Source organism: Candidatus Methanomassiliicoccus intestinalis Issoire-Mx1 (assembly GCF_000404225.1).
In the GTDB taxonomy this organism is placed as follows: Archaea; Thermoplasmatota; Thermoplasmata; order Methanomassiliicoccales; family Methanomassiliicoccaceae; genus Methanomassiliicoccus_A; species Methanomassiliicoccus_A intestinalis.
Map to the genome: position 1 here is coordinate 1,858,555 of NC_021353.1, position 23,999 is coordinate 1,882,553.

The 23,999-nt window shown below is 43.8% G+C and carries 29 protein-coding genes; 12 read left to right on the forward strand and 17 right to left on the reverse strand.

Annotation, left to right across the window (positions count from 1 at the left end; all coding sequences use genetic code 11):
* Positions 1-245 precede the first annotated feature (245 nt).
* On the forward strand, positions 246-1,085 hold the full coding sequence (locus tag H729_RS08990) for a site-specific integrase (protein ID WP_020449694.1): 840 nt from the start codon (positions 246-248) through the stop codon (positions 1,083-1,085).
* Here H729_RS08990 and H729_RS08995 read toward each other — a convergent pair.
* Entirely contained in the window at positions 1,069-1,884 is an 816-nt protein-coding gene (locus tag H729_RS08995; protein ID WP_020449695.1) for a TatD family hydrolase, read from the reverse strand. The genes H729_RS08990 and H729_RS08995 overlap by 17 nt on opposite strands.
* Before the next feature lie 20 nt (positions 1,885-1,904).
* Positions 1,905-2,453, reverse strand: a complete 549-nt coding sequence (locus tag H729_RS09000; RefSeq protein ID WP_020449696.1) for a TATA-box-binding protein — start codon at positions 2,451-2,453, stop codon at positions 1,905-1,907.
* 206 nt (positions 2,454-2,659) lie between these two features.
* On the opposite strand from H729_RS09000, the gene H729_RS09005 reads away from it, so the two are divergent.
* Entirely contained in the window at positions 2,660-3,001 is a 342-nt protein-coding gene (locus tag H729_RS09005; RefSeq protein ID WP_236608636.1) for a ribbon-helix-helix protein, CopG family, read from the forward strand.
* A 5-nt stretch (positions 3,002-3,006) separates the two neighbouring features.
* Here H729_RS09005 and H729_RS09010 read toward each other — a convergent pair whose 3' ends face one another.
* Positions 3,007-3,723 (reverse strand): RNA methyltransferase, encoded by a 717-nt coding sequence (locus tag H729_RS09010; RefSeq protein WP_020449698.1) that lies wholly within the window; start codon positions 3,721-3,723, stop codon positions 3,007-3,009.
* A gap of 41 nt (positions 3,724-3,764) precedes the next feature.
* Here H729_RS09010 and truA point away from each other — a divergent pair, with 41 nt between their 5' ends.
* The 3 genes from truA to H729_RS09025 are packed head-to-tail and all read left to right on the forward strand — an operon-like array spanning position 3,765 to position 5,738.
* A complete protein-coding gene (gene truA, locus H729_RS09015; protein WP_020449699.1) occupies positions 3,765-4,565 on the forward strand; it encodes a tRNA pseudouridine(38-40) synthase TruA in 801 nt (266 codons plus the stop codon).
* A 16-nt stretch (positions 4,566-4,581) separates the two neighbouring features.
* On the forward strand, positions 4,582-5,109 hold the full coding sequence (locus tag H729_RS09020) for an adenylate kinase family protein (protein WP_020449700.1): 528 nt from the start codon (positions 4,582-4,584) through the stop codon (positions 5,107-5,109).
* A complete protein-coding gene (locus tag H729_RS09025) occupies positions 5,100-5,738 on the forward strand; it encodes a CDP-alcohol phosphatidyltransferase family protein (protein ID WP_020449701.1) in 639 nt (212 codons plus the stop codon). Before H729_RS09020 ends, H729_RS09025 begins: the two co-directional genes overlap by 10 nt.
* Here the strand turns inward: H729_RS09025 and H729_RS09030 are convergent.
* The 3 genes from H729_RS09030 to H729_RS09040 form a co-directional block, all read right to left on the reverse strand.
* The gene (locus H729_RS09030) at positions 5,713-6,771 is read right to left on the reverse strand and encodes a DNA primase large subunit PriL (RefSeq protein ID WP_020449702.1); all 1,059 of its coding nucleotides are present in this window, start codon (positions 6,769-6,771) and stop codon (positions 5,713-5,715) included. The two genes, H729_RS09025 and H729_RS09030, sit on opposite strands and share 26 nt — an antisense overlap.
* A gap of 64 nt (positions 6,772-6,835) precedes the next feature.
* Entirely contained in the window at positions 6,836-7,363 is a 528-nt protein-coding gene (locus H729_RS09035; protein ID WP_020449703.1) for a hypothetical protein, read from the reverse strand.
* A gap of 121 nt (positions 7,364-7,484) precedes the next feature.
* Positions 7,485-7,991: a YbhB/YbcL family Raf kinase inhibitor-like protein gene (locus tag H729_RS09040; protein ID WP_020449704.1), complete on the reverse strand. Its 507-nt coding sequence runs from the start codon at positions 7,989-7,991 to the stop codon at positions 7,485-7,487.
* Between the two features lie 90 nt (positions 7,992-8,081).
* Between H729_RS09040 and H729_RS09045 the strand changes: the two genes are divergently transcribed.
* The 4 genes from H729_RS09045 to H729_RS09060 all read left to right on the forward strand — a co-directional run bounded on the left by H729_RS09045 (position 8,082) and on the right by H729_RS09060 (position 12,482).
* Positions 8,082-9,815, forward strand: coding sequence for an ASKHA domain-containing protein (locus tag H729_RS09045; RefSeq protein ID WP_020449705.1), 1,734 nt, complete (start codon positions 8,082-8,084; stop codon positions 9,813-9,815).
* Positions 9,816-9,861: 46 nt separating this feature from the next.
* Complete coding sequence (locus H729_RS09050; protein ID WP_020449706.1) at positions 9,862-10,881, forward strand: uroporphyrinogen decarboxylase/cobalamine-independent methonine synthase family protein; 1,020 nt, start codon at positions 9,862-9,864, stop codon at positions 10,879-10,881.
* 2 nt (positions 10,882-10,883) lie between these two features.
* Positions 10,884-11,636 carry an ATP-binding protein gene (locus H729_RS09055; protein WP_048134657.1) on the forward strand — a complete coding sequence of 251 codons (753 nt, stop codon included), beginning with the start codon at positions 10,884-10,886 and terminating at the stop codon, positions 11,634-11,636.
* A gap of 141 nt (positions 11,637-11,777) precedes the next feature.
* On the forward strand, positions 11,778-12,482 hold the full coding sequence (locus tag H729_RS09060) for a DUF554 domain-containing protein (protein ID WP_020449708.1): 705 nt from the start codon (positions 11,778-11,780) through the stop codon (positions 12,480-12,482).
* Between the two features lie 4 nt (positions 12,483-12,486).
* On the opposite strand, the gene acsC is transcribed toward H729_RS09060, so the two are convergent.
* The 10 genes from acsC to rpl7ae all read right to left on the reverse strand — a co-directional run bounded on the left by acsC (position 12,487) and on the right by rpl7ae (position 21,050).
* A complete protein-coding gene (acsC, locus tag H729_RS09065) occupies positions 12,487-13,809 on the reverse strand; it encodes an acetyl-CoA decarbonylase/synthase complex subunit gamma (protein ID WP_020449709.1) in 1,323 nt (440 codons plus the stop codon).
* A 2-nt stretch (positions 13,810-13,811) separates the two neighbouring features.
* The gene (locus tag H729_RS09070) at positions 13,812-14,708 is read right to left on the reverse strand and encodes an acetyl-CoA decarbonylase/synthase complex subunit delta (RefSeq protein WP_020449710.1); all 897 of its coding nucleotides are present in this window, start codon (positions 14,706-14,708) and stop codon (positions 13,812-13,814) included.
* Between the two features lie 18 nt (positions 14,709-14,726).
* The gene (gene acsB, locus H729_RS09075) at positions 14,727-16,862 is read right to left on the reverse strand and encodes an acetyl-CoA decarbonylase/synthase complex subunit alpha/beta (RefSeq protein ID WP_020449711.1); all 2,136 of its coding nucleotides are present in this window, start codon (positions 16,860-16,862) and stop codon (positions 14,727-14,729) included.
* Between the two features lie 94 nt (positions 16,863-16,956).
* Positions 16,957-17,883 carry a hypothetical protein gene (locus H729_RS09080; protein ID WP_020449712.1) on the reverse strand — a complete coding sequence of 309 codons (927 nt, stop codon included), beginning with the start codon at positions 17,881-17,883 and terminating at the stop codon, positions 16,957-16,959.
* Positions 17,884-18,014: 131 nt separating this feature from the next.
* Positions 18,015-18,668, reverse strand: coding sequence for a peroxiredoxin (locus H729_RS09085; protein ID WP_102030422.1), 654 nt, complete (start codon positions 18,666-18,668; stop codon positions 18,015-18,017).
* A gap of 81 nt (positions 18,669-18,749) precedes the next feature.
* Complete coding sequence (locus tag H729_RS09090) at positions 18,750-19,187, reverse strand: hypothetical protein (protein ID WP_020449714.1); 438 nt, start codon at positions 19,185-19,187, stop codon at positions 18,750-18,752.
* Positions 19,188-19,561: 374 nt separating this feature from the next.
* On the reverse strand, positions 19,562-20,014 hold the full coding sequence (gene ndk, locus H729_RS09095) for a nucleoside-diphosphate kinase (RefSeq protein ID WP_236608637.1): 453 nt from the start codon (positions 20,012-20,014) through the stop codon (positions 19,562-19,564).
* 5 nt (positions 20,015-20,019) lie between these two features.
* Positions 20,020-20,436, reverse strand: coding sequence for a 50S ribosomal protein L24e (locus H729_RS09835; protein ID WP_020449716.1), 417 nt, complete (start codon positions 20,434-20,436; stop codon positions 20,020-20,022).
* Positions 20,437-20,446: 10 nt separating this feature from the next.
* The gene (locus H729_RS09105) at positions 20,447-20,656 is read right to left on the reverse strand and encodes a 30S ribosomal protein S28e (protein WP_020449717.1); all 210 of its coding nucleotides are present in this window, start codon (positions 20,654-20,656) and stop codon (positions 20,447-20,449) included.
* Between the two features lie 22 nt (positions 20,657-20,678).
* Positions 20,679-21,050: a 50S ribosomal protein L7Ae gene (gene rpl7ae, locus H729_RS09110; protein ID WP_020449718.1), complete on the reverse strand. Its 372-nt coding sequence runs from the start codon at positions 21,048-21,050 to the stop codon at positions 20,679-20,681.
* A gap of 219 nt (positions 21,051-21,269) precedes the next feature.
* Here rpl7ae and H729_RS10085 point away from each other — a divergent pair, with 219 nt between their 5' ends.
* Complete coding sequence (locus H729_RS10085) at positions 21,270-21,431, forward strand: hypothetical protein (protein ID WP_172618698.1); 162 nt, start codon at positions 21,270-21,272, stop codon at positions 21,429-21,431.
* Between the two features lie 11 nt (positions 21,432-21,442).
* Positions 21,443-21,985 (forward strand): DUF531 domain-containing protein, encoded by a 543-nt coding sequence (locus H729_RS09120; protein WP_172618699.1) that lies wholly within the window; start codon positions 21,443-21,445, stop codon positions 21,983-21,985.
* Between the two features lie 8 nt (positions 21,986-21,993).
* Here H729_RS09120 and purM read toward each other — a convergent pair whose 3' ends face one another.
* Entirely contained in the window at positions 21,994-23,022 is a 1,029-nt protein-coding gene (gene purM / locus H729_RS09125; protein ID WP_236608638.1) for a phosphoribosylformylglycinamidine cyclo-ligase, read from the reverse strand.
* A 110-nt stretch (positions 23,023-23,132) separates the two neighbouring features.
* Here purM and H729_RS09130 point away from each other — a divergent pair, with 110 nt between their 5' ends.
* Positions 23,133-23,999 carry a carboxypeptidase-like regulatory domain-containing protein gene (locus H729_RS09130; protein ID WP_020449722.1) on the forward strand — a complete coding sequence of 289 codons (867 nt, stop codon included), beginning with the start codon at positions 23,133-23,135 and terminating at the stop codon, positions 23,997-23,999.

Here is a 23,999-nt window from a genome sequence, read left to right on the forward strand (position 1 = left end):
TCTGGGACTTAAATAATAGATTAGACAATAATTAATATCAGATGTAATATCAATATTCGGATCAAATGAGTGACATTACCCAATACTCAACTGAAGAAAATAACGGTACAGAGAAGGAGTGGAATCCTGAAATTACATTCAATAATTACATATAGCATTTAGCGAACAGCGGACTCTCTGAACTGGTTGTTTATAAGCGGAAATGTATACTCTCATGGATCTGCACAAAGTTGGTGGAAAACGGAATGAGCGCTTCGCCTCAGGAATGGGATGGAGACGTTGTTAATTTTATAAGGGATGTTCTGCTCAGAGGATCTCCAGCCAGTATAAACAAAGAGTACTATGCCACTGCCTCAAGATATGCGTCATTTAACAAAAATAAGATTTTTGAAATAATGAAGATAACTGAACACCCTAGCAAACCGAACGAAGAGGATAAACTTACAAATGAAGAGGTCCAGCTGGTACTGAATGAAGCAGAAGGCGTTGAGCGTTTGATATTTCACATGGGACTTCAGCTGAATCTGCGTTACAGAGAAATGCTCAGCCTGTGCGTGAATGACATCTATCAAGATCATGTATGCGTCATGAGAAAAGACAAGTACGGTACGAGTCTGAGAACTGTGATCTTCCATCCAGATACCAAAAAAGAATTGGAAAAGTATGAAATCGTCAGAAATACCGAAATCAGCTGGGCAAAAAGAGTGAACGAGAATGTTGAGGTTCCTGATTACTTATTCATTCATCAGGAAAAAGGGGAATTATCAGTATACTCAGTTCCAGCCATTCACTACATGATGAAAAAGCTCTCAGACCGCTCAGGGATAAAATTTACAATAAAAACACTGAAGAATACCAACAAAGAGATTTCCCCTGCAATCGAAGAAAGATGGGATCTTGTACACGGAACACAAGAAGTCTTAGACACATACACTGAACCCGACATCATAGAAGAAAATATTACTGCAGCGGTGAACGGCGATGAATATCTGTCCTCAATACTATCTTCTTGGCATAAGTCTCCCAGAGGACAAGAATGGGTAGAAAGACAGAAAATGCAGTCTAAAATTAAAAGTTCAGACTAAACCCGTAAAGCTCTTCTGGATTATCCTTGTGGATCTTCCAGGCCTGTTCTTCAGTCATCCTTTTAGAATTTATGTAACCCATGGTGCGCTTAGGAACTGTTTTTATATCCAAAACTGCCCCGGGTCTCGAAGGTTCATCCATGTAATCAGTTTCCATCACAAATCTGGTTCCTTTTTCCAGAGCTTCAGAAACTGCAGGACGGGTTGCGAGAACTGAAGGAAACAGACCAAAATTTTCTTCTTCCAGCACCAATGGAGGAGAATAATGTTTGACAACGCGCGATCTTGGAAGGCCTGCACTATCCGCAATTCTAGCCAGATCCGCCATGCATTCAGAAGTTCCGCTTTCAGTATGAAGGATGACGGGACAGCCTGCTTCTTTAGCAAGAGACATCCCATAAGCCATGATTTCATTGGAGGCTTCAAGAATTTCAGGACTGACTTCAAAATGAGGCCGCCCGATTTCTCCGATAGCTACGGCCTTGCGCTCCAATACCAGTTTCTGAGCAGATTCCATTCCTTCTTTCATGATCTCTACAGCCCTGCTCATGCCGTATTTCTCAGCGAGTCCGATAAGAAGAACTGGGTAAGGTCCTACAGCGGTAAAGAGCTTAACTGGAGTCTCAGAGTTGCATTTTTCAGCCATTCTGAGTGTGATGTTGTAAGATTCAAGAAAACTGCTGCCTGATGTAATCTGAACTTCAGAATAAGGCATGTGGCACAGAATTGCATGTGTGCCGCCGTACTTATGAAAAATGTTGACCGCCTCCACGCCTTTTCCTGCAGGCTGGAGGTGCATGTGGTTGTCAAAAATAGGTATCAGCGCAGAAGCCCCGCTGAACGTAATTCCTCAGTGATCTTACATACAGCCTCTTCTACATCAGAAGGCTGTCTGGCACCGGTGCATACGAGTTTTCCGGATCCAAAGAGAAGAACTACTACCTTAGGTTCATCGAGCCTGTATACAAGACCCGGAAACTGCTCTGGTTCGTATTCTACTCTTTCAAGTCCAAGAGAAATGGCAATTGCATTCAGATTGATCTCCTGGCACAAGTCTGAAGAAGCGACAATATTCTGAACTACAACATCAGGTTCGATCTGTACTTTGATGCCGGCTTTCTCAATCTGTTTGGCGACCTTTGTGATAGCTACCTTGACATTCTCAAGACTTTTTGCTCCAGTACATACAACTTTTCCGCTGCGGAACAAAAGAGTAGCTGTTTTAGGTTCCTTAAGCCTATAGATAAGTCCCGGAAACTGTTCTGGCTCATATTCCGCACCTTCCAATGCAAGAGCAATCGCTTGCAGATCAAGCTCCTCACCAAGAGAAGTGGAAGCTACTACATTCTCAATTTTTATTCTGGCCAATTAGGTCACCAATCAATGGAATTTATATACCTTTATAAAGCATTTGTGCTTGAAAGAGGCAAAAAACCAGCATTTTACTTAAATACTCATGTTGCAAAAAAGCCAAATAAAATCGTGTTTAACAGGGTTTAAACAAATTTTGAGCAGACACTAATGATTATATACCCAATGCCATATATGACATATGTCTGACATTAATGCATGTTTTGTCTGACAATAAAGACGAGGTAGTAAGTATGGCGGACACTGAAAGAATCACCGTGAGACTCCAGAATGACAGAGCTAAAGCGCTGGAAAAACTTGTGGAAATGGGTAGGTTTCCTACAGTGTCTGATGCGATCAGGACAGCTGTCGATGAGTTCGTAGATGCGAATTTTACTCCTGAATATATAGAACGCATCACCATCGATCTTCCCAAGGGAAATGTGGTAGAGCTTGAATGCCTTGTCAAAGACGGTGACTCTGTTTCAATTGATGATGCCATCAGAAATGCAGTCAGAGAATACACCAGAAAACGCATTCCTAAGGCAATGGAAGATCAGCTTTAAATTGATCAGGGAGGAAGAGGCTTCTTCCCCTCGATTATTCTATGAGCATCAGCAATTACTCCCACCAGAGTGCAGAACTCCCATTTTGTTAAGACGGCTCTGCCGATTATTCTGCGGAACATTGTTGATGTGTTCTCTTTTCTAAATTCTGGATAATTCACTGAATCAAGCAGGCAGTTGAAAAATTCAAAGAGACGTTCCTTGTCTTCATCGGTAGCTTCAGACAGATTATGCTCGAAGTTGCCTGCTAAAAACACTTCATAGGTAATGATGGAAACTGCATGAGAAAGATTCAGAACGGGGTAGCTATCGCTTGACGGAATGTGCACCAGAATATCACAGTGCTCCAGATCATGCTGGGAAAGCCCATCGTCCTCAGGACCGAAGACCAGAGCCACTTTTCCAGTATAACTCTTCATTTTATCAGCAAAGCCTCTGGCGCTTTCAGGAATCCTCGTGAAATTTTTCTGACCGCTGGTGACGATTCCGGAAGTCCCGACAACAAGATCGCAGCCGGAAACCGCTGTCTCAAAATCAGAAACGATGCTGGCATTCTCCAAGATATACTGGGCATGCTTGGCTCGTCTGAAAGCTTCATCTGTGAGCTCGCAGGGATTTACCATGACAAGTTCAGAAAGCCCAAAATTTGCCATAGCACGTGCGATTGCTCCAACATTTCCATCATAGAGCGGAGAGACCAGAACGACACGATATGCAGCCATAATAACGGGGGGCATTAATACTGGGTCGATACTTAAGTTATATGCATTGGAGAGCCGCAGTAAAGATTGCATATGACGGCAGGAAATTCATGGGATCGCAGAGGCAGCCAGACCTGCCGACTGTGGAATCTGAGGTTATTTCTGCACTTACACAGATAGGCGCTATCTCCACCATCGATGAATCCAGATTCGGGTTCGCAAGCCGCACCGACAAGGGTGTGAGCGCTCTCGGAAATGTAGTGGCATTCGACACTGAGTTCCGCAGAGAATGCCTCCTGCAGGCGCTGAATGCAGCATCAGAAAACATATATTACTATGCCGTGGCTGAAGTTCCAGATACGTTTTATCCGCGGTACGCAAAGGAGCGCTGGTACAGGTATGTTCTTCCAGAACGCAATAAAGACGAGGAACTGCTGAGAGCCTGCGCCAGTCTGTTTGAGGGAACACACGACTTCACAAGGTTCTGCAGACCAGATGGAAAGGATGCAGTCAAAACAATAAAAAGAATCGATGTTGAGCACAGAAACGGAGCATATATCATCGACATTCATTCCAGAGAGTTTCTCAGAAATATGATCAGAAGGATGGTTGCTGCGATAGATGATGTTTCCCTCAGACATACAGACATAGAAGATGTCAAAAAGGCACTGGAAGGGGAAGACAAGACATTCGGACTCGCTCCCCCGGAACCTCTCATTCTCATGGATGTAATCTATGATTTTGAGTTTCAGAAAGAAAATCCAGAACCTCTGGTGAAAAAACTGAATGCCTGCCGGGACGATGTTTTGTGCCGCATGGAGTTTTTAGATTCTCTGTTAAATCGGGAACATATAACTAAGTGAGTTGCATTGGGCAATTGTGATAATCTCACTCACAGGCACACCCGGCACTGGTAAAACCACGGTTGGAAAATTACTGCAGCAAAGGGGGATCAGAACCATAGAGCTTGGAGACCTTGTAAAAGAGAAGAAGCTGTATGACTCATTTGACTCCGAAAGAGGCAGCTATGACGTTGATCCAGACGTGTTGGATGACGCAGTTTCTGCAATGAACATTACGGAAGACTGCGTACTCATCGGACATCTGGCACACTTCGTATCCTGCGACAGGATAATTGTTCTAAGATGCAGTCCTGAGGTTTTGGCAGATCGTTTAAAGTCAAGGGGATGGAAAGAATCCAAGGTAAGAGAAAATGTGGAAGCTGAAGCTTTGGATGTTATCCTGATTGAAGCCACCGAGACCGAGACTGAAGTTTCGGAGATCAATACAACCGAGATGTCGGCTGAAGAAGTGTGCGATGCTGTTTTGAGAATTAAATCCGGAGACACCAGCAATTATGCCCCCGGCAGCATTGACTGGAGCGAAGAGGTATTAAAATGGTATTAGATTCTAAAAGGGACAGCGTTGAATTTATACTGGACCCCCTTTCAAAAGCATTGTCGAGGTTTCATCCGAACACACTGTCCTGGATAGCCTTTATATTAGCTATCGTAGCAGGACTGCTTATCTACTTCAGCTACGGCGACTATTGGTATATTCTGCTGCCTTTAGCGGCAGTCGTTGTAATCTTAAGCGGATTTTTTGATGCAATCGATGGAAAAGTTGCAAGGATGACTTTTAAATCATCAAAACGCGGAGACCTTCTGGATCACGTATTGGACAGATATGCAGATGTGATCATGATAGGTTCTGTAGCGGTAAGCGCATGGTGCAGTCCTTACATCGGCATTCTGGCAATAATCGGAGTACTGCTCACAAGCTACATGGGAACACAGTGTCAGGCCATAGGTGCAGGAAGGCTTTACAGCGGGCTTCTCGGAAGAGCAGACCGTGTAGTGCTCTTAACACTGGCTCCGATCATTCAGGTTATCTATATGGCAGTTACAGACAGCGCATGGATTACAATAGGAGATTACTCGATAACAATCTTCGGAATTGTCATGCTCTGGTTTGCAATCATAGGAAACCTGACTGCAGTACAGCGTGCAATCAAGATCTGGAAGATGCTGGAGTAACCGGCTTCTTAGGCCTAGGGTTGTTCTTCATCCTGTAATAACTCAAAGGATGGACAATCTTGGCCTTGGGATTATTGCAAAGCTTATCCGGTTCGAAACAAACGCCGTAACTTTTCATGGTAGAGCATTCAGGAGGGATGTACTCAGTACCGGAAATCTCTCCTGTAATGTGTTCTATCTGATATTTTGATTTGGAAATGTCAAAATCTGGAGATGTGCCGAAGAGAGACAGGATCTCATCGACTGAAAGTCCTATGTGATGAAGGAATGTTGTCAAGGCAAATCTCCCAGAGTGGGGCAGATTTTCACCGGCCTGCGCCATGGCGATCAGGTGCTTCATGCAGGGCGGGAAATTCTCAACTGTCACTTTTCCAAAGTTTTGAGCAGTCATCTGGCTTCGTCTAATGTCCGTACGTCCCTTCAGATCAGAAATGTCTGCAGAAAGTGCTTTTCTTACAGAATCTGGTACATTCAGCGGAAGTTCCTGTTCTATTTTATCCTGAAGCGCCTGCTGCATCAGTCTTGCAAATTTGATCTGATTCAGTGCTACTTCCCCATTTTCAATTTCAATATTGATCAGTTTCCATTCTTTGCTTCTCATCCGCGATGCTAAGCGCAGATAGTCTGAAAAATGAAGGGAAAGCTTGTCTTCATCCGGCATATGTGTAGAGATTCCCAGCTGATATGCTACATCTTCTACGACTTCAATCTCTTCGTGTTCAAGCCTCTCCGCGAGAGTGACTCCTTCAGCAAGTGCATATCTCTTGATGAGGAATTTGTCTCCAACACAGGATACCAGAATTCTTGCAACAGCATAAGATAAAATTTCTTCCAGACACTCTTCATCGTTGCTCATTGAACGAAAAAATACTTCTCCATATTCCAGAGCATCAATGACTCTGCTTTTGGCCCGCGCTCTCGCCGGAATGTACAATTCGTGAGTTAAAACATCATCTAATGATACTTCGCGCTCCTCTATGTATTCAACAGCATCTTTGATAAATGGATATTTAGCGAAGTGTAAAACTTCCATCAATCACTACAGTGCATCTGGATTAAAAAAAGTTAGTGATGCGGCAGATTGCCGCATTGTGAGTTTAGAGTACGTCTTTCGGAATATCATCCGGTGTGACAGATGGTAATACACTAGATGATGTGTCTGCTTTGTAAACCAAAGAGATATATTGTGGACCCTCGGATGCGACTATCCTGTCTAATGTAACTGAAGAGAATCCAAATGAATCCAGCCCATCATCCCAGCTATATATCACCCAGTAATGATAGACTCCTTCTACCTCAGTCATTTCTAAGCTGAAGAGAGCGTTCATAGAGTCTCCACCGCTGTTTGGCATTTCACTGATTACAATGTTCCAGTTATTGCTCTTACAAACATTTTGAAGGGCATCGCTTGCATTGTCACCATTGCCTTTTACCCAGAATCCTTCCTGCATCACGCTAGATTCATAAGGCAATCCTTCGGAATCATACCCTTCTTCAGTCTGGATAAAGAAGTAATATGGATTATCTTCTGCTTTGGAATCGTCGCTAAGAAGTAGATATGCACCAAATGCTGCAATAACTACTACCAAAACAACGATGATACCTGCTATGCATTTTTTCTCCATCGTTATACCTCTAAGAAATTTGAGTTGATGGTATAATCCTACTTAGATATTTAAAGGGGATTTTGACCATCTAGCTAGGTAGAATGCAGAAAAGATGGCCAGCATTGATAGACATCAATTTTCATCTGTTTGAGTACTTCCCTTTGAGTGTATAATTGGCTAGTATATGACCTTCCATTTTCCACCATAACTCATTCAGCATGAAGCCGGGCTTTATGTCTAAAAGCGTGTCTAACGCAAACACATGCAGTTCATAGGTGTGCATGCCGTTGGGAGGATCCATTCCGCCGTAGAAACTTGATTCCTCAGCACTCTGATTTCCACCCTGGACGCTCATCCAGCTGTTTACACCCTGAATGAAATCTTCAGCAGTCTGACTCTCATTTTCTTTCAATTCAGTACGCTGGATATTTGCAGCTGTCCAGTGAATCCATGAAAAGCCCTTGGTGACAGGAAATGCATCTTTATCCTCGAGAATTAATGCAAAAGACTTCGTGTTTTCCGGTTTGTCACGAATCTCAAAAGGAAGGGAATATGTCGGCATCCCGTTTTTATTGAAATGCGCACCCTTGCATCCATATTTGTCTTCAATCATTCCATCAATAATACCGCTGCTTGTAACTCTCATTATTACGCCTCCGTCGAGTTGAGCTCATATTGAGCTAAGATATACATGGGAAGGGAAGCAGATTAATATCATAGCCCAGATTTCTATAGTGTGAAACACACAGTTACATTTTTCCCGGGAAACAAAACAGTTGAGGTTGAAGACGGGACTACAGTCTTCAAAGCAGCCGTAGAGGCCGGTATAGAGACTGGCGGGAACTGCGGCGGAACTGGATCCTGCGGAAGATGTAAAGTCATCATAGAAGGAAACTGCACCTGTGGAAAAAATCCGCATATCTCTGATGAAGAGTACGCACAGGGTTACAGATTAAGCTGCATAACAGAAGTATGCGGAGATCTTACAGTTCTTACATCAGTAAGCAGCGGGAGTAAAAAAATTGCTTCGTTTTATGATGAAGCAGAGATTTCTGACTTTTCTCCCCTGACTTTCATAAAAGAAGCAGAAGTTCAAAGACCCAGCATGGAAAATTCAGAGGCTGATTTTGAAAGATTAAGAAGAGCCCTTGGAGCTGATAATCTGCAGAGTCTGCCGGCAGCTCTCAGAAAGCTGTCTGGAACACTCAGAGCTGAAGAGTGGAATGTTAAAGCTGCAGTGAGCGGCAGTTCCTTAATAGACATCATTCCAAAAAATAAATCAATTTACGGTCTGGCTGTAGACATAGGAACTACAACAGTCGCTTTAGAAATCATAGATCTGCAGACTGGAAAAACAATTGAGGCGGCGTCTGATTACAATCATCAGATAGTCTGCGGAGAGGATGTTGTCTCACGTATGATGTATGAAGAAGAAAACGGACAAGAAAGACTGACAGAACTTATTCTTGACACCATCAACGGTCTTATTGAACCATTTGAAGAAGAGATTCATGCGTTGTGCATCGGCGGCAATACAACAATGATCCATATGCTCTTAGGACTGGAAACTAAGAATATCCGCTTTGAGCCGTATGTTCCCGTAACCAACTTCCCGCCTGTCTGGAGAGCGTCAGATATCGGAATAAAAGCATTCCAGGATGCTCCGGTGTATATTATCCCAAGCTGTGCAGGTTATGTCGGAGGGGACATCACCGCAGGAGTTCTGGCATCAAAGATGCAGCAGTCAGAGCATCCGTCCCTTCTCATAGATGTGGGAACAAACGGAGAGATAGCACTCGGCTGCCGCGACTGGCTTCTCACCTGTTCAACATCTGCAGGACCATCGTTTGAGGGCGGAGATATCTCCTGCGGCATGAGAGGCATTGAAGGAGCGATAGACTGCGTAAAAATCAAAGACGGCAGGGCGGAGTACAGCGTGATAGGAAATGCGGAGCCGAAAGGCATCTGCGGCTCCGGCATAATCGATACCGTTGCACAGCTTTTTCTTGATCAGAAAGTAGACAAGAAGGGCCGCATAAAGGACGGCGTATTCAGCCTTACTGAAAAAATCTCCATCAACGAAAGTGATATAGAGAATGTAATCCGAACAAAGGCGGCAATATTCGCCGGCTGCTGCGTTCTGCTCGATGCAGTCAGTTTAGACTTTAATGATCTTGAAAAAGTCTACATTGCAGGAGGATTCGGAAATTATCTGGATATTCGCAATGCGCAGGTAATTGGCCTTCTGCCTCCGATACCGTATGAAAAGTTCAAACTGCTTGGAAACGCCTCGCTCAGCGGTGCAAAGTCATGCCTTCTTTCCAAAGTTGAAAGACAAAAAGCAGAGGACATTGCTCATTCTATGACATACATTGATCTGTCATCATCAAACTCGTTCTTTGATCAGTATTCCTCGGCGTTATTCCTGCCTCACACAAACGAAGAAAGGTTTTACACAGCAGGAAAATGAGCTCCTGATCGGGAACTATATATCAGATGCTGTTATCTCAATAATTGTGGAATGGAATTGCTCGCCCAGTTGCATAGGGTCTCTGCCGCATTCGGACCCCGCCAAAGCAGTAGACTTCATAATCAAATATCTGAATGAGATCCCGTCCTGGCCGCAGCTGCCTATGACTGGATTCAGAGAGAATATGTATATCCAGTTTTCACAAAATTTACCGGGGATCAAAATTGACGAGGAGAACAAGCGTGTCAGCGTGAATCTTCTTGACTACGACCCTGAAGAAATTTACATGAAGATTATTTCCGAGGATCCGGAGATGTTTCCTCTTCCTGCAGAGAATTTCTCAGGATTTTACGAGTTCATATCAAGAGAGCTTTCAGACTACAAAGCAATAAAGGGACAGGTTACCGGCCCGATTTCTCTGGGGCTGCAGATGACTGATCAGGATGACAAACCTGCAATATATGATCCGACATATGCAGAAATTCTGAGGAAAAATCTGCAGTTTACAGCCATGTGGCAAGAGAAAGAATTAAAAAAGAAATGCGCAAGGACCATTATCTTCATAGATGAGCCTTATCTGAGTATAATCGGAACTCCTTTTGCAAGCATATCCCCTTCAGATGCAGTTTCTTGGATCAATGAAGTTGTTTCAGGATTGGAAGATATGAAGGGCATACACTGCTGCGCCAATACCGATTGGCCGCTGGTAATGAGCATGAACATCGATGTATTGTCATTCGATGCGTATGATTACGGATATACGATAGCTCTGTACCCGGAAGAGGTGTCTGCATTCATTGAAAGGGGAGGATGTCTGTCCTGGGGAATAATACCCAATAATGAAGAAACTCTGAAAGACACAAACTGCGATTCGATCATAGCCCACTTTGAAAAGATAGTTTCTGATCTGGAATCAAAAGGAGTTGACAGGGAACTTCTTCTCAGAAATTCGATTCTTACGCCTCAGTGCGGACTGAGCGGACTGAGCGAAGAAGCCAGCGAAGGGGCGATGGATCTTCTGGTCAGCGTGTCTAAAGTCATACAGGAAAAATATTCTCTGGGATGAGCATGGGCCGCGTGTTTGCAATAGCCGGCAAAGGCGGAGTTGGAAAGACAACCATCTCTGCATTATTCATATCATATTTAGCAAAAAGAACCGGGAAAATAGTTCTCGGTGTTGATGCAGATCCCAATTATAATCTCGGAGACAGAATGGGCATAGATGTACAGAAAACAATAGGCGACATCAGAGAAGAGTTTCAGAAGTCGGCTGATGAGACTTCAGAAGTCAGCAAGCAGGAAAAGGTGGCTTACTACCTGCAGACATCCACGCAAGAAGGCCATGACTTTGATTTGATCACCATGGGCAGGCCTGAAGGCAAAGGATGCTATTGTTACATTAATTCAATATTGAGAGATTATCTGGATGAAGCAATAGGAAAATATTCCAGCGTTGTGATCGATAATGAAGCTGGAATGGAGCATCTGTCAAGACTTACCTGTAAAAATATGGATGCGTTGATAATTGTTGCAGATGCTACAGCAGTAGGATTGAAAACAGCAAAAAGAATATTGGAGCTTGCACTCAGCCTGGATATAAACATCAAGACAACAGCTCTGGTAGTCAACAGAATTCCAGAAGGAATGAAAGCAGAGAATATTCCTGAAGGTTTTTCTGCAGTATATTATATTCCATGTGATGAAACAATTAGCAGATTAGCAATGGAAGGAAAAACTCTGGAACTGGAGAGCAGCAACCCGGCATATATGGCAGTAAAAGAAATGGCAGATGATCTGCTGATGCGCTGCAAGGGAAAATAAAGAATTTTTTGGAAAATAGCAAAAGATATTAATAAAAATTCAGTATGGTCATCATCGTTCAGATTAGCAGGTCTGGTATGATATTTCATCAGACTCTTCTGCAAATGAACTATCCTGTGAAATTAATGTGAGTGAGAATGCATGCTGCCCATAGGAGTGCTGATTGATTGTGGTTGTGTTCTGTTTGGAACAAATCTAGGCAGCGCGATCAGCACTCATGTGCCTGAGAAGATTAAACAGCCGATGAATGTCATTTTCGGCATTGCTGCGATTGCGATCGGCATTGTATCAATAATAAAGCTGAATTCTCTGCCGGCTGTCATACTTGCATTGATTTTGGGAGCGTTGATAGGAGAGCTGATTGATTTAGACGGCAAGGTAAAAACAGCAGTTCAAAAAGTACTTGCAAAGTTCAATTTCAAAATTCAAGGGAATCAAGACACATATATGCGTTTTTATCTGCTGGTCGCAGTAACGTTCTGTGCCAGCGGGACCAATATCTTCGGAGCAATATACGAAGGAATGTCAGGTGATTACACAATACTGCTCTCAAAGGCAGTAATGGATATTTTTGCCGCCACAATCTTTGCAGCTACTCTCGGACGGGCAATGAATTTAATTGTCATTCCGCAGTTTTTGATATTATGTGTATTTTTTTACTCTGCACAATTCATTATGCCTCTGACAACACCAGAGATGCTGAATGACTTTGTAGCAGTAGGCGGCCTGCTGACATTAGTCTTGGGAATTAGCATAGCACAGATCAAACAGATCAACGCAGTAAATCTTCTGCCCTGTCTGATATTGATCTGGCCATGCTCCTGGATGTTCAGCCTGTTTATGTAAAGAATTAAAGGTTTTTCAGGATCTTCGGAATTCCAGAAGATTCTCTGGGGCCTACCACAACTTTCATTCCACTTAACTCCTGAAGCTTGCCAGACATTCTTGAAAGCATTCCCGGCATGATTACCGGGCTGCCGCCGCATTTTGTCTTGGCATCTACATCCTCCAGAGACTTGGCAACCTTTTCAGGAGTGAGCTTTCCGGCAGAGAAAGCAGTCATGACCGACAAACCTTCTGTATCTACCACCAGCAGCCAGGCGGGAATCTTTGATTTCTCGATGTCTCCCAGGACAGTAAAGTATGTCAGAGAGAAGTTTGTAGTAAACAGCAGCGGAGAACCTTCTGCAGGATTATTGACTGGGTAGATGCCCGCCTTCACCTGTATCGGCACCTGCGGATCAGTGAATATATTCTGGCGGAGAACAAATAACGGCAGAGCCTGTGAAGGTTTTAAATTCTCTAAAAGAACAATTCCGCCGTATTTCATGGTAGAAACCATCGCAGTCTGGATGGGATTCTTAACGCTGCGTGCATCAGTAACTATCGGATATCCCAGTCCGCGGAACGTTTTCTTTACTGCATTCTTTCGGACAATTGTATTCTTTTCCACCACCTGCTGGAGTGAGGATGTTTCCATATCAAGCATTAAATCTTCGACACCGGCAGATTTGGCTTTTTCAGCCATTGATGCAAGTTCAGACAGATCTGACTCTTTCAGCACTAAAGGACATTTTGTTTCTTTAGCGACATTAATCATACTGTCAATATTGTTTTTATCAGCAGCATACAGCAGAGGTTTCTTTGAGGATACCGCAGAGGCGGCTGCTTTCATAGATTGATCGTCAGAAGAGATGAGAATCAATGGAAAGTCCGTCTTGGAAGCAATGTAACTGCATACAGATGAGAAAGTTTCACTGTTTTCTGATTTATTCTCAACTGCAATCATATCAAGACGGAGAATCTGACCAACACGTTCAAACTCCAGTTTGGACAGGTTGTTCAGCCTGCTGTCTATCTCAGCCTCAGAAAGAGTGTCCTGAATTGTAACTGCATAACATGTAGGATGGAAGAATTTCTTCTCATGACGATACAGTTCGGTTTCTTCACCAAGCTCAATTTTTTTGTCTCCTGTGCCTACAGACACAAGACGAATCGGCGGAGCAGAGGAAGATTCCAGCGCAGATTTTGCTTCATCAGATACAAAGGGGCAGGCAGAAAGCTTTACCTTCTGATTGGCAAGCTGCATAGCAAATGCCAGGCATGTAGGAAATCCACATTTTCCACAGTTTGATTTTGGAAGGAATTTAAAGATTTCAATGGCGGTAGGCATCTTTACTCACCCCTCAGATCGCTGATGGCATCTGCTATGATCTTTGCAGAGTTTTTATTCCTAACAATAACTATATCAGCACCGGACATTAAAGCCGCGAGAGCAGTTGCCACTTCCCACCACATTCCGCGTTCATCCGCGTCACCCCACAGGGGATTGTCATCTGTTGCTTCTCTGGCATCCCAGGCGCCGGTAGAGTCACAGATCATCGGAGGCTGCAGCATGCGGTCATTCATTAACGCAGCAATACGGATTCTTTCATTGACTGAATAGGAGTATTCCAGTCCCATTCCCAGACCGGCCATAAGAGGATCCATGACCACATTGTCGAGTTTCACTCCGAAGTCATTAAGCAGGATATTCATCTGCTTTGCAAGGTTTATATCTAAATTAGAAAACGCTACGATTCCATGTCCGTTTGCCATTGCTGCAGCAGATATGCTCTTGTAGGTATTCTCATTGGACTGGCCGATTATCAGTCTTTTAGAGGAGCATAAATTGCTTACAGCCTCCAAGACTTTAGGATCCTTTTCCTCGTTTCCGCAGCCGTAGACTATTACAGGCACATCAACGGCATCGAGGACTTCCTGAACAATCTTAGCGGCATCTTCAGGTGAGATGTTTTTACTCTCTGGATCAGCAGACAGAAGCTTGAGACATATCATATCTGCACCACACTCGCTGACCCAGGCCTTTGCCTGATCAACAGGAGTTCCGCTGCAGAATGCAACTACCTCTGGATCGTCAATAACTTCACCTGCCACCAGCTGGCGCCTGCCTAACCCCTCGTAAGAAAGGAACGGCATCCCGCGCTCCCCGCCGACAGCAATGCCGGATGATAATGGAACTTCAGTTATTTTTCCAGACCACTTTTCTTTAGGAATCGGTACTTCGGACATAGATTAACCTTCAATGTTTTACTGTAATAAGGGCAGCATGGATAATGCCGGATGATTGACTTCAGTCATCCAGTTTATCAAACCCTCTGTATCTGTAGTAATTGTTTCATCTGCAATTTTATCAACGAAATCTGGGACTCCCAGCTCTTCAGCCCTCTCCTGAAGCTGTTCTCTCATAGATTCTTTCAGATCTTTGGGCATCCAGGCGATTCTGAGGAATCCTCCGTCTGCAGGAATAAATTTCCTGCTGACAAGATATTTTCTGCCGATGCCCATGAAACCGGGAGTCTGTTTTCCTCCCCCCACTGAGCCGGCCAATGTAGAGAATTTCATGCCTACAGGAGTCATTCCGCCGTATTCTCTGTTCACAGCAAAAACGGCCTGCATGTCGCTGGTCATGCCGATGATGACCTCAAAGCATCCGCATGAGGTCATAGGATCCTCCATCATGCTGTAGGTATTGACTCTCTCCAGCTTATGGTTCGAACCTTCATACACTGCATCGTTTACGCCTGACCACTGTCCCTTTTCAGAGTCAATGACTTCATTCTTGAGAATTATCTGATTGGGGCCGTGGGGATCGATTTCCTGTGCGGCTTTGGCATCAAGCCAGTTAATGGCACCGCAGAGACCGAGCCTCTCAGGCATAATTATACAGATGTGTCCAGGGGCGAAAGAGCTGCACAGGCCGCATGTGAAGAATCTGTCTACACTCTCATCAGTAAGACCAGCAAGCCTGGCATCTCTGGCGGCGTATCTTTCCAAAGCCTCGGGAAGTCTCCTCCTGACTTCCTCTTCATCAGTAATTATGGTAACCTGCACCCTGCTGACAATCGAACTGAACTCTTCCTTCAGCTTAGTAATGAGAATATTTCCAAAATGCCTGAGGCTCACGCCTGAACTCACAGCATCTTTGCTCAGCCTGATCCAGTTGAGATTGCGCTGGCCCGTGTGCCAGATCCCCTGTGCAAAATTAAGAAATAAATGGATTCTTCGTTCAAGAACCGACTCGAAATCTTCCTGCATTTTCTTGCCGTAAACATCGACAAGTATCGCCAGAGAAGTTGCAGAACCTTCCTCAAACTCGCTGACATCCTTTCCGATCAGAGTGATCCTGCCGTCTTCCACCTCAGCCTCGCCGCGCATCCTCAGCAGTTCAAATACTGCAGTCTTGGAGGATCCTCCGGCTTCCAGATATGTATCAGGCTTTCTGATGCTCTCCCCTTCAAAAGCAGGCCCGTATGCCACAGGAATATCCACGGGAGCAAGATTGACGATTATATCTCTCAACTCTATTGCCGCCTGCACCATTTTGGAAGAGTTTGACTGTGCAAGAACGCCTGGTATCTCATCAACGTCCTGATCAGTAATTACAGCGGCTTTGTTGATTACTGCAGCCATTGCCGCGGCGGCAGCGATCTCATCGATCTCTCCAAATGAAAGTACAAAGACCTTGGGTCTTTTTGACAGATAATCCACAAGCTCTTCTTCACATCCCCTGCCTATTGCACCAAAAGAAAGGGCGGCTCTTATCGCAAAATTTATCGCATGGATTATTTGAGTGCCTGGACCTGTGGGAAACAACATCAGTTTTGCACCCATCTGCACGTTTTTATCCCTCAGCTGGTCTGCAATGTTTCCCGCAGCAAAGATCAGAATACCTTTAGACTGCAGATCCCTGACGATTTTTATCAGTTCGTCTATGTCTGAAGCAGTGCCTGTAAGAACTGCCGCCCCCGGAATAGTATCATCTACAAATGCCACGCCGAATTCTCTTAAGGTCTTATCCGGAATGAATCCGCAGTACGGTGTATCCTCATAAGGCTCAGTAAACTGTACATACTTGAGAGCTTCCAGAATCTCAGATGAGATCATTGCCAGCTTTCCAGCCAGAACAGCATTTTCCAAAGTCGGCTCATCGGAAGGAATTGTCAAAGAGTCCAGAACATCTCGAAGATCCTGAACTGTTTTGGCGCTGCTTCCGAGCCATGCATAGACTGTTGGAAGCTCATAGCATGTCTCAGGATACTCCACCGCCTGGTCAGGATTGCCTATGCGCTCCAGTTCATGCATAGCCAATGATCTTAATTCCTTTGAGCCTCTGACAGCTGCGCTGAAAAGATCTTTATTTGTGATTTTTCCCCCTGAAATCATTGGTAGCCTCCTGCACCGGATGCGATGTGCTTAAGATATATGGAGAATGGGGGTTAATTAATAATCCCCTTTCAAAGTAAAAAGTGTAAAAAGATCAGATGGAGATGTTTTCCATCTTGATTAGCTCAAATCTACCCTTTGCAGAAGCAAAGGCTGATTCCAGATCAGACCTGATAACATCAACATTCTCTGAATATCTGGCATCTGCAACGATATCCAATGACATTGAGTCGTTGTAAATCATCACATCTGACGAAATCGAGATGATGTTTAAGTTATGAGCAGCCAGTGTATCAACTATGATTCCTACAGCGCCTGGTCTGTCAGGAACAATAAACTTGAAACCTACCGGCTTAATGTCCAGAGGCAGAAATGTCACGGAAAGTGCATAATTGTCCGGGTCATCCACCAGAAGAACCGGCTGGCCGTTTTTAATTCCGCCCATTTCTTCCAGAAATTCCTTTGGAATCTCAAACATGCCGTCTTTCATTGGTGAAGGGGATTTTTCCCTCTGCTTTATCGTCTTTGCAATTACATTGCTGCCTTTGCCGGCTGATCCAGTAGTGTAACGCTCTGAAATTTTAGATGTTTCAAGTTCCATTGAATTCAGCTTATCGATTTTGGCAGAACCCATTCTTTTCAGTGAGGCAAACTCTTCAATCAGTTCGCTTGGTTCACCGAAATAAGAGATATCAGCCAGCATCCTCCAGACCATTGCTTTATGAGGAATGGTAGTCAAAGAACTTGAATTGAGAATGTCGACATCGCGGTCTGACAGGAACTTTGAAACCTGAGCGCATGCCCCTGGCTGATCTTTGATGTAAAAAGTCAGCTGGCAGATCTGTTTGTAATTCTCTGGCCCGAAGTTCGAAAGAACTAGCTCATAAGATCTGGATTCTCCATCGTCATATCTGAATAGAACGCTGAAAATCTGACTTCCGTCTACAAGTCCTAGATATTCTCCAATCTTACCGATGTGAATTTTACCATTATCAATTCTTCCGAGTTGCCAGTGTCGCATTATATGTCCCTAAAATAGAATATATGTCCTGATGATAAAACTGACGGCAAAAATAACAATGGATTTCTGAAAATCATAGAATATATTGTAAAAAAAGAGGCGGAACCTTCAGGTCCGCCGTTTTGAGAGATTTACTTTTTTTCCTTCTTAAAGCAGAGGAACCAGTCTAAGCAGTACATGTTATCGTCTTTGGATTCCATGCGCTCCTTAGCAACACCGCATGATCCAGCAGTAGGAACGATTACATCATCGCCCGGGCGCCAGTCTGCAGGAGTGGCCACTCCATCGCTGTCTGCTTTCTGAAGTCCCTTGATGATACGCTTAATTTCATCAAAGTTCCTTCCCAGAGATAGCGGATAGTAAAGGATGCAGCGGATTTTAGCCTTGGGATCAATGAAGAATACTGCTCTTACAGCCTGAGTGTTTGATGCATTCGGCTGAATCATTCCAAATTTGTTGGCTACTTCCATTCTGATATCTTCAATCAGAGGGAATTTGACCTCTACATTCTTCATTCCTTTATAATCAAGCTCCTGAATCTTTCTCAGCCATGCAATGTGCGAATATAACGAATCGACTGAAAGTCCGATCAGTTCAGTATTCATCTCTTTAAGCTCATCCATGATGCTTGCAAACGTTATGAACTCTGTAGTGCACACTGGTGTGAAATCTGCAGGGTGTGAGAATAAAATGACCCATTTCCCCTTATAATCCTCCGGGAAACTTATTGGTCCTTGTGTTGTCACAGCTTTAAACGATGGTGCATCGTCACCTATTAACGGCATTCTTTGCTCTTCCAAGGTATTACCTCCGATTAACGATAGAAAAGAGAAGATATATTATCTTGTAGCCGAATTTTTGCGGGATTAAAACAGCATAATATTTGAGTTTGAATTGTCTGTTTTTTCTTTAGCCAGAGCGTATTTGAATACATATCTAACAGGAATGCTTCTGGTGATGCCAGTAGAAAATTTACATTTTGGGCATTTGTATCTCAGAGTTATTGCTTTGCCATAAAGAGTTTTATTCTTTATTCTGCGCATCTTGGAACCGCATACAGGACATTCAGAAGTGGGCTTCTGCGATGGTATTTCGCGGGATTTTATTTCTACAGAGGCTACACCGGTCTGTATTGCAACTTTCCTTACTCTTTCTTCAGTTACTGAATATTCAGGGTTTATCTCCCTGAGTTTTTTCCGCGTCAGGTCTGCCAATTTTGATTGAGAAGAGACTACATCATATTGACGAAGAACCTCGGCAATGGCAACAGATAAAATCCCTTCCGAAGGAATTTGATAGACCATGAAAGGTCAATATACGATTTAGATAATCTAGTTTCCTAGAGAATAGAAAAATAAGAGAAGGCTTGAGAGCCTTCAGAAATGTTTAAGGGTTTTACATTGAAGATCGTTGAAGTTTTTATGTGCTTATACTAATCTGAGAATATAATCTCATGTCTAATATCTTCAATGTATTGATTTACCTTTATTTGTTTATATTTTTAATTTAATGATGAAAAAGAGAACTTCAAGATGAATGAATTAATGTAAAATAGAATAAAAATAGACATTAGCCACTATTACGATAAGTCTGAACTAGACCCAATAGAGTAGTTCAGAGGTAATAGAAAAATCACAATCTAAAAAAAATGTAAAAAAAAGAGGTTTGGTTAAGAGATTTACTCGCACAGCCATTTGCTGACTGAAGGTTCCCAGCTCTGAATTTCGTAATCATTGAAGAATAGTTCAATTTCACGCTTTGCAGATTCTGGGCTGTCAGAACCATGGATTATGTTTCTGCCAGTCTGTTGAGCATAGTCGCCGCGGATAGTTCCGGGAGCGGCTTCGTTAGGGTTTGTCTTGCCCATCATGGTTCTCATAGAAGCAATGATGTTCTCTCCTTCCCATACCATCATAAGCACAGGTCCGGAAGTCATATACTCAATGAGTCCCTCGAAGAAAGGCTTACCCTTGTGTTCTGCATAATGACGCTCAGCCTGCTCACGGGGAATACGCAGGAATTTCATGGCCAAGAGCTTGTAGCCCTTGGATTCAATCCTTTTGAGTATGTCGCTCATGAGTCCACGCTGGATAGCGTCAGGTTTGAGCATTATGAACGTGCGTTCCATCATGCGGTTCACTCTTTATTCTCAACAGGTTCTTCTGAAGCTACAGGCTCTTCAGGCTGTTCAACGGGTTCTTCTGCAGCGGCAGCCGGCTCTTCAGCAGGACCGTCGTACTCTGTGACCTGAACCTTCTTTTTAGGAGCTTTGGCTCCCTTTTTGACTTTCTTAGCCTTTACTTTCCTGACTTCAGTGTCTTTCTCTTCGACAACGCCTTCTTTGGCTAAAGCGGCAGCGATGGCGATCTCTTTCTCACGCTTTGCAGCCCTTGTCCAGGCTGTCCTGCGCGGGATCCTTCCCAACTCGACCATGTTCTTATAGCACTTGTTGGTGTCAAATGTAAGTACTGTGCCGTCTTTTTTAACAAAGAGTTTGCCAGTACCAGGTTCCATTTCTGCTCCACAGAAGGAACAGACTCTTCTCTCTACCATGGTCTTCGCCTTACCTTATTGAAAGTTTACGAGCCTCTCTTGAGGTCTCTCTAAGCATCAGTATGTCACCCATGCGCACTGGGCCCATGATGTTACGAGTAATAATCCTGCCTTTGTCACGGCCCTCTAATACACGGACCTTGACCTGAGTGGCTTCACCAGTCATACCAGTACGACCGATTAATTCCACAACTTCTGCAGGAATACTGCTTTCATCCATATCAGCCATCTAAATCACCCGCTTACTGCTTCAGCTGTTTTATCTGTTCAGCAAAGCTTTCGAGTGCAGGCTTAGCCTTTCCAGCATCAAGAATTGCAACGGAAGCTGTTGGTTTTTCTAATCCTACAGCGTTTCCCAGTTCTGCTTTTGAAGGAACGTATGCGTACATAACGCCGCGCTCTTCGCAGAGAAGTGGCATGTGTGCTAAAATTTCTGGAGGCTGTACATCTTCTGCAAGAATCACAAGCTGGGCATCGCCCCTTTCAACGAGCTTTGTAACTTCGTTGGTTCCTCTTCTTACTTTTCCAGTGTCTCTTGCAGCTTCAACTATTTCATATGCTTTGTCCGAAAGCTCTTTTGGCATTTCGAAACGCACAAACATTGCTTTACTCATTATTTCACCTCATTCGGATGCTGAGCATCCTCATCATTCATCGGTTTACGAGAATGTATTAAGGTCGAAAGAAGAGACTCTATTTAAAACTTCATAAATACAAATGAAGCGCTGCACCTTTCCATACAGAATAGATTGACAAAAACAGGCACAATCTCATTCAACAAACGATATATAGGAACATACTCATCTGATCACGAAACTACCGCAGGGTCAAATATGGAAAAGCGAGTCCACCTCAAAGTCGATGCAGACAATCTTACGCTTCGAGAAGTTATGGATAAGCTTGAAGAGATTCAGGCTGAAAACCCTGATTTAGATGTATTTTTTGATGGAGATACAAAATCCATATGCAGCAGGCCTCGCTCCAAAACTGAATAATGGTGTTGAAAATGCATACAGGCCGTATCACCTTAGCGCTCTACAATTCATATGACCCCAGAAGTTTCAGGGAAGCTCACAGAAGGGCATTGGCACGCGCCGGACCGCTGGCATTGGCATTTGATTACAATCTGGCAGTGTTTGGATTTCCCTTTCCGCAGGAACTGCAGACACCGACTGAGATCTCAGAATGGGTCGCCACAACTACTTCGATAGGAGAACATGGAGGATTCCTCAAAGAACTGACTGCCAAAGGCAGATTCCAGACTTTTCCGTATCCAGACAAGGGATTCCCTCCGCAGCTGGGAGAAATTGTACTCACAACCAGAAAACCAGATGAAAAAAAGAAGATAACTGCTGAAGAAGTAGCAGAAATGGTAAAAAGAGGACAGAGTGTGATGCTTGTTTTCGGACTTGGTCCAAAGGGAGCCCCTAAAGAGGTATTCAAGATGACAAAATATCATCTGGACATAACACCAGGCGGTTATTCTCTGGAAACTTGTACGGCAATGGGCGCCACCGCAGGTGCGATGGCTTACCTTCTTAAGCACTGATTTTAGAATCAGTATTTTTCGTACTTTAAGTCAAGCGAGGGCACTGACACCCCATAACCATCGCGGATTTCACCAACGATTTTAGAGCCTGGACATTTTTTGACGATTTCAGCGGCAGAGTCAGCCGGCACAATCATACTGAATCCCATACCCATGTTGAAAGTCTGATATGCTTCAAGAAGCTCAACGTTTCCCAGATTGTTCAGGACATTGAATATCGGGTTTGGCGCAAGAGGATCAGTTATGACTGTGGAAATTCCCTTTTTGAGCCTGAGGAAATTACGGAGTCCTCCGCCGGTGATGTTGACCATGCCGTGGACATCATAGTTTCTTACGATATCCAGAACTTTCCGTACATAGACTTCTGTAGGAGTCAGCAGAACATTTCCGATTTGATCGTTCAATCCTGCAATTTTCTCATCAAGAGAGATCTCAAGTTTTTCAAGGATCTTTCTGGCAAGGGTATATCCATTGGAGTGGAGACCAGTGCTTGGAAGGCCGATTACAAGATCCCCTGCTGCAACTTTAGAGCCGTCAATCAGCTTGTCTTTGGCAACAATTCCCAGGCAGGAACCGGAGACATCAATTTCTCTTACCAGTTCAGGAAGCACTGCCACCTCTCCGCCGATTAAGTCGCAGTTGGAGAGTTCACAGCCCTTGTTGAGACCAATAGCTATCTGAGACAGTATTTCTGCATCAGGGACATCTACTGCCATATAATCAACAAAGGCAATAGGCTCTGCACCGACACAGATCGCATCGTTTGTATTCATGGCTACACAGTCTATGCCGATTGTATCCCATTTTTCCATCTGCTTGGCTATAAGCAGCTTAGTGCCTACGCCATCAGTACACAATGTTAAAAGTGATGTGCCGATATCAATCAAGCCAGCAAACTGGCCTGGAAGATCGAGAGACTTTGCACCATCAGTACGCCTGAAGTTAAGTTTGCTGACTAATGCACTTATTGCATTTGATTTGTCATCGATATTGACCCCGGCGTCTGCATATGTCATGTGTTTAGTCTCATTTGCCATGAGACTCTGTATCTGTATTCTCATTTGAAGCTTTTCTTATAAAATTAAGATTGGTAGACTTCGCTAGTTAATTAGTTAAGTATTTTTAGGCTCACAGCGATGCGCAGGGCGTGAAGAAAGCAGCTGTCGCCGCATTTGCATTGTTAGCAGTACTCTTAGCATCAGTGCTGATGCCGTGTGCATTGACGGCACAAGATTCATCATCGCCCATCCTGGGTGCATCTTCGAGCGCGAATTCTGGATCAGATTCACATGATCTGGCTAAAGGAAAAGGCGGAGTCGAAGGAAAAGTAATGATGAGAAATTCACCTGTTGAAGACTACACAATAACATTTGAAGAAGTAGAATTCAACGAAGAAAATGAAATGTCCCTGACTGGATTGAAATATACAAAGGAGATAACCAGCACGAGCGGCGAATATGCAGTCCAGCTAAGCCCTGGACAGTATAGTGCAAAGGCAATCTCCACATCTAAAGAAGTTGTCACATATCCAACTACGATTAAAATAACAGAAGGCCAGTGGAACAGCGGCATTGACTTTCAATTTGTAAACTCATATTCATTCCATGGCAATGTAAGCTATTCCGGCATGAAACTGAGCGGAGTAAATGTGTCCTTAACTCCTATCGGAGAAAATACCAAGAACGTTACTCAGACAGACAGCGATGGACATTATCAGTTCAACGGTCTGACAGGCGGAGTTTATGAGCTGCTGTTTCAGAAAGACGGCTTTGCCGATGAAAGACAGATCATTGACATAATTGTGCAGCCTTATTTCAATACATCAATGATGAGAACCGGTCTGCCCGGCATCAACGGATTCATTCTGGAATATGATTTTCAGCATTCCATGATGGTTGTAGGCCTGGTGGGCATGATCGTAATGATCGCGATATCGCTGGCTGTGAGATACTACCTCACAAGAAATCCAAACATGATCCTAAATGACGATGTAAAGGAGAAGAGTGAAGAATAA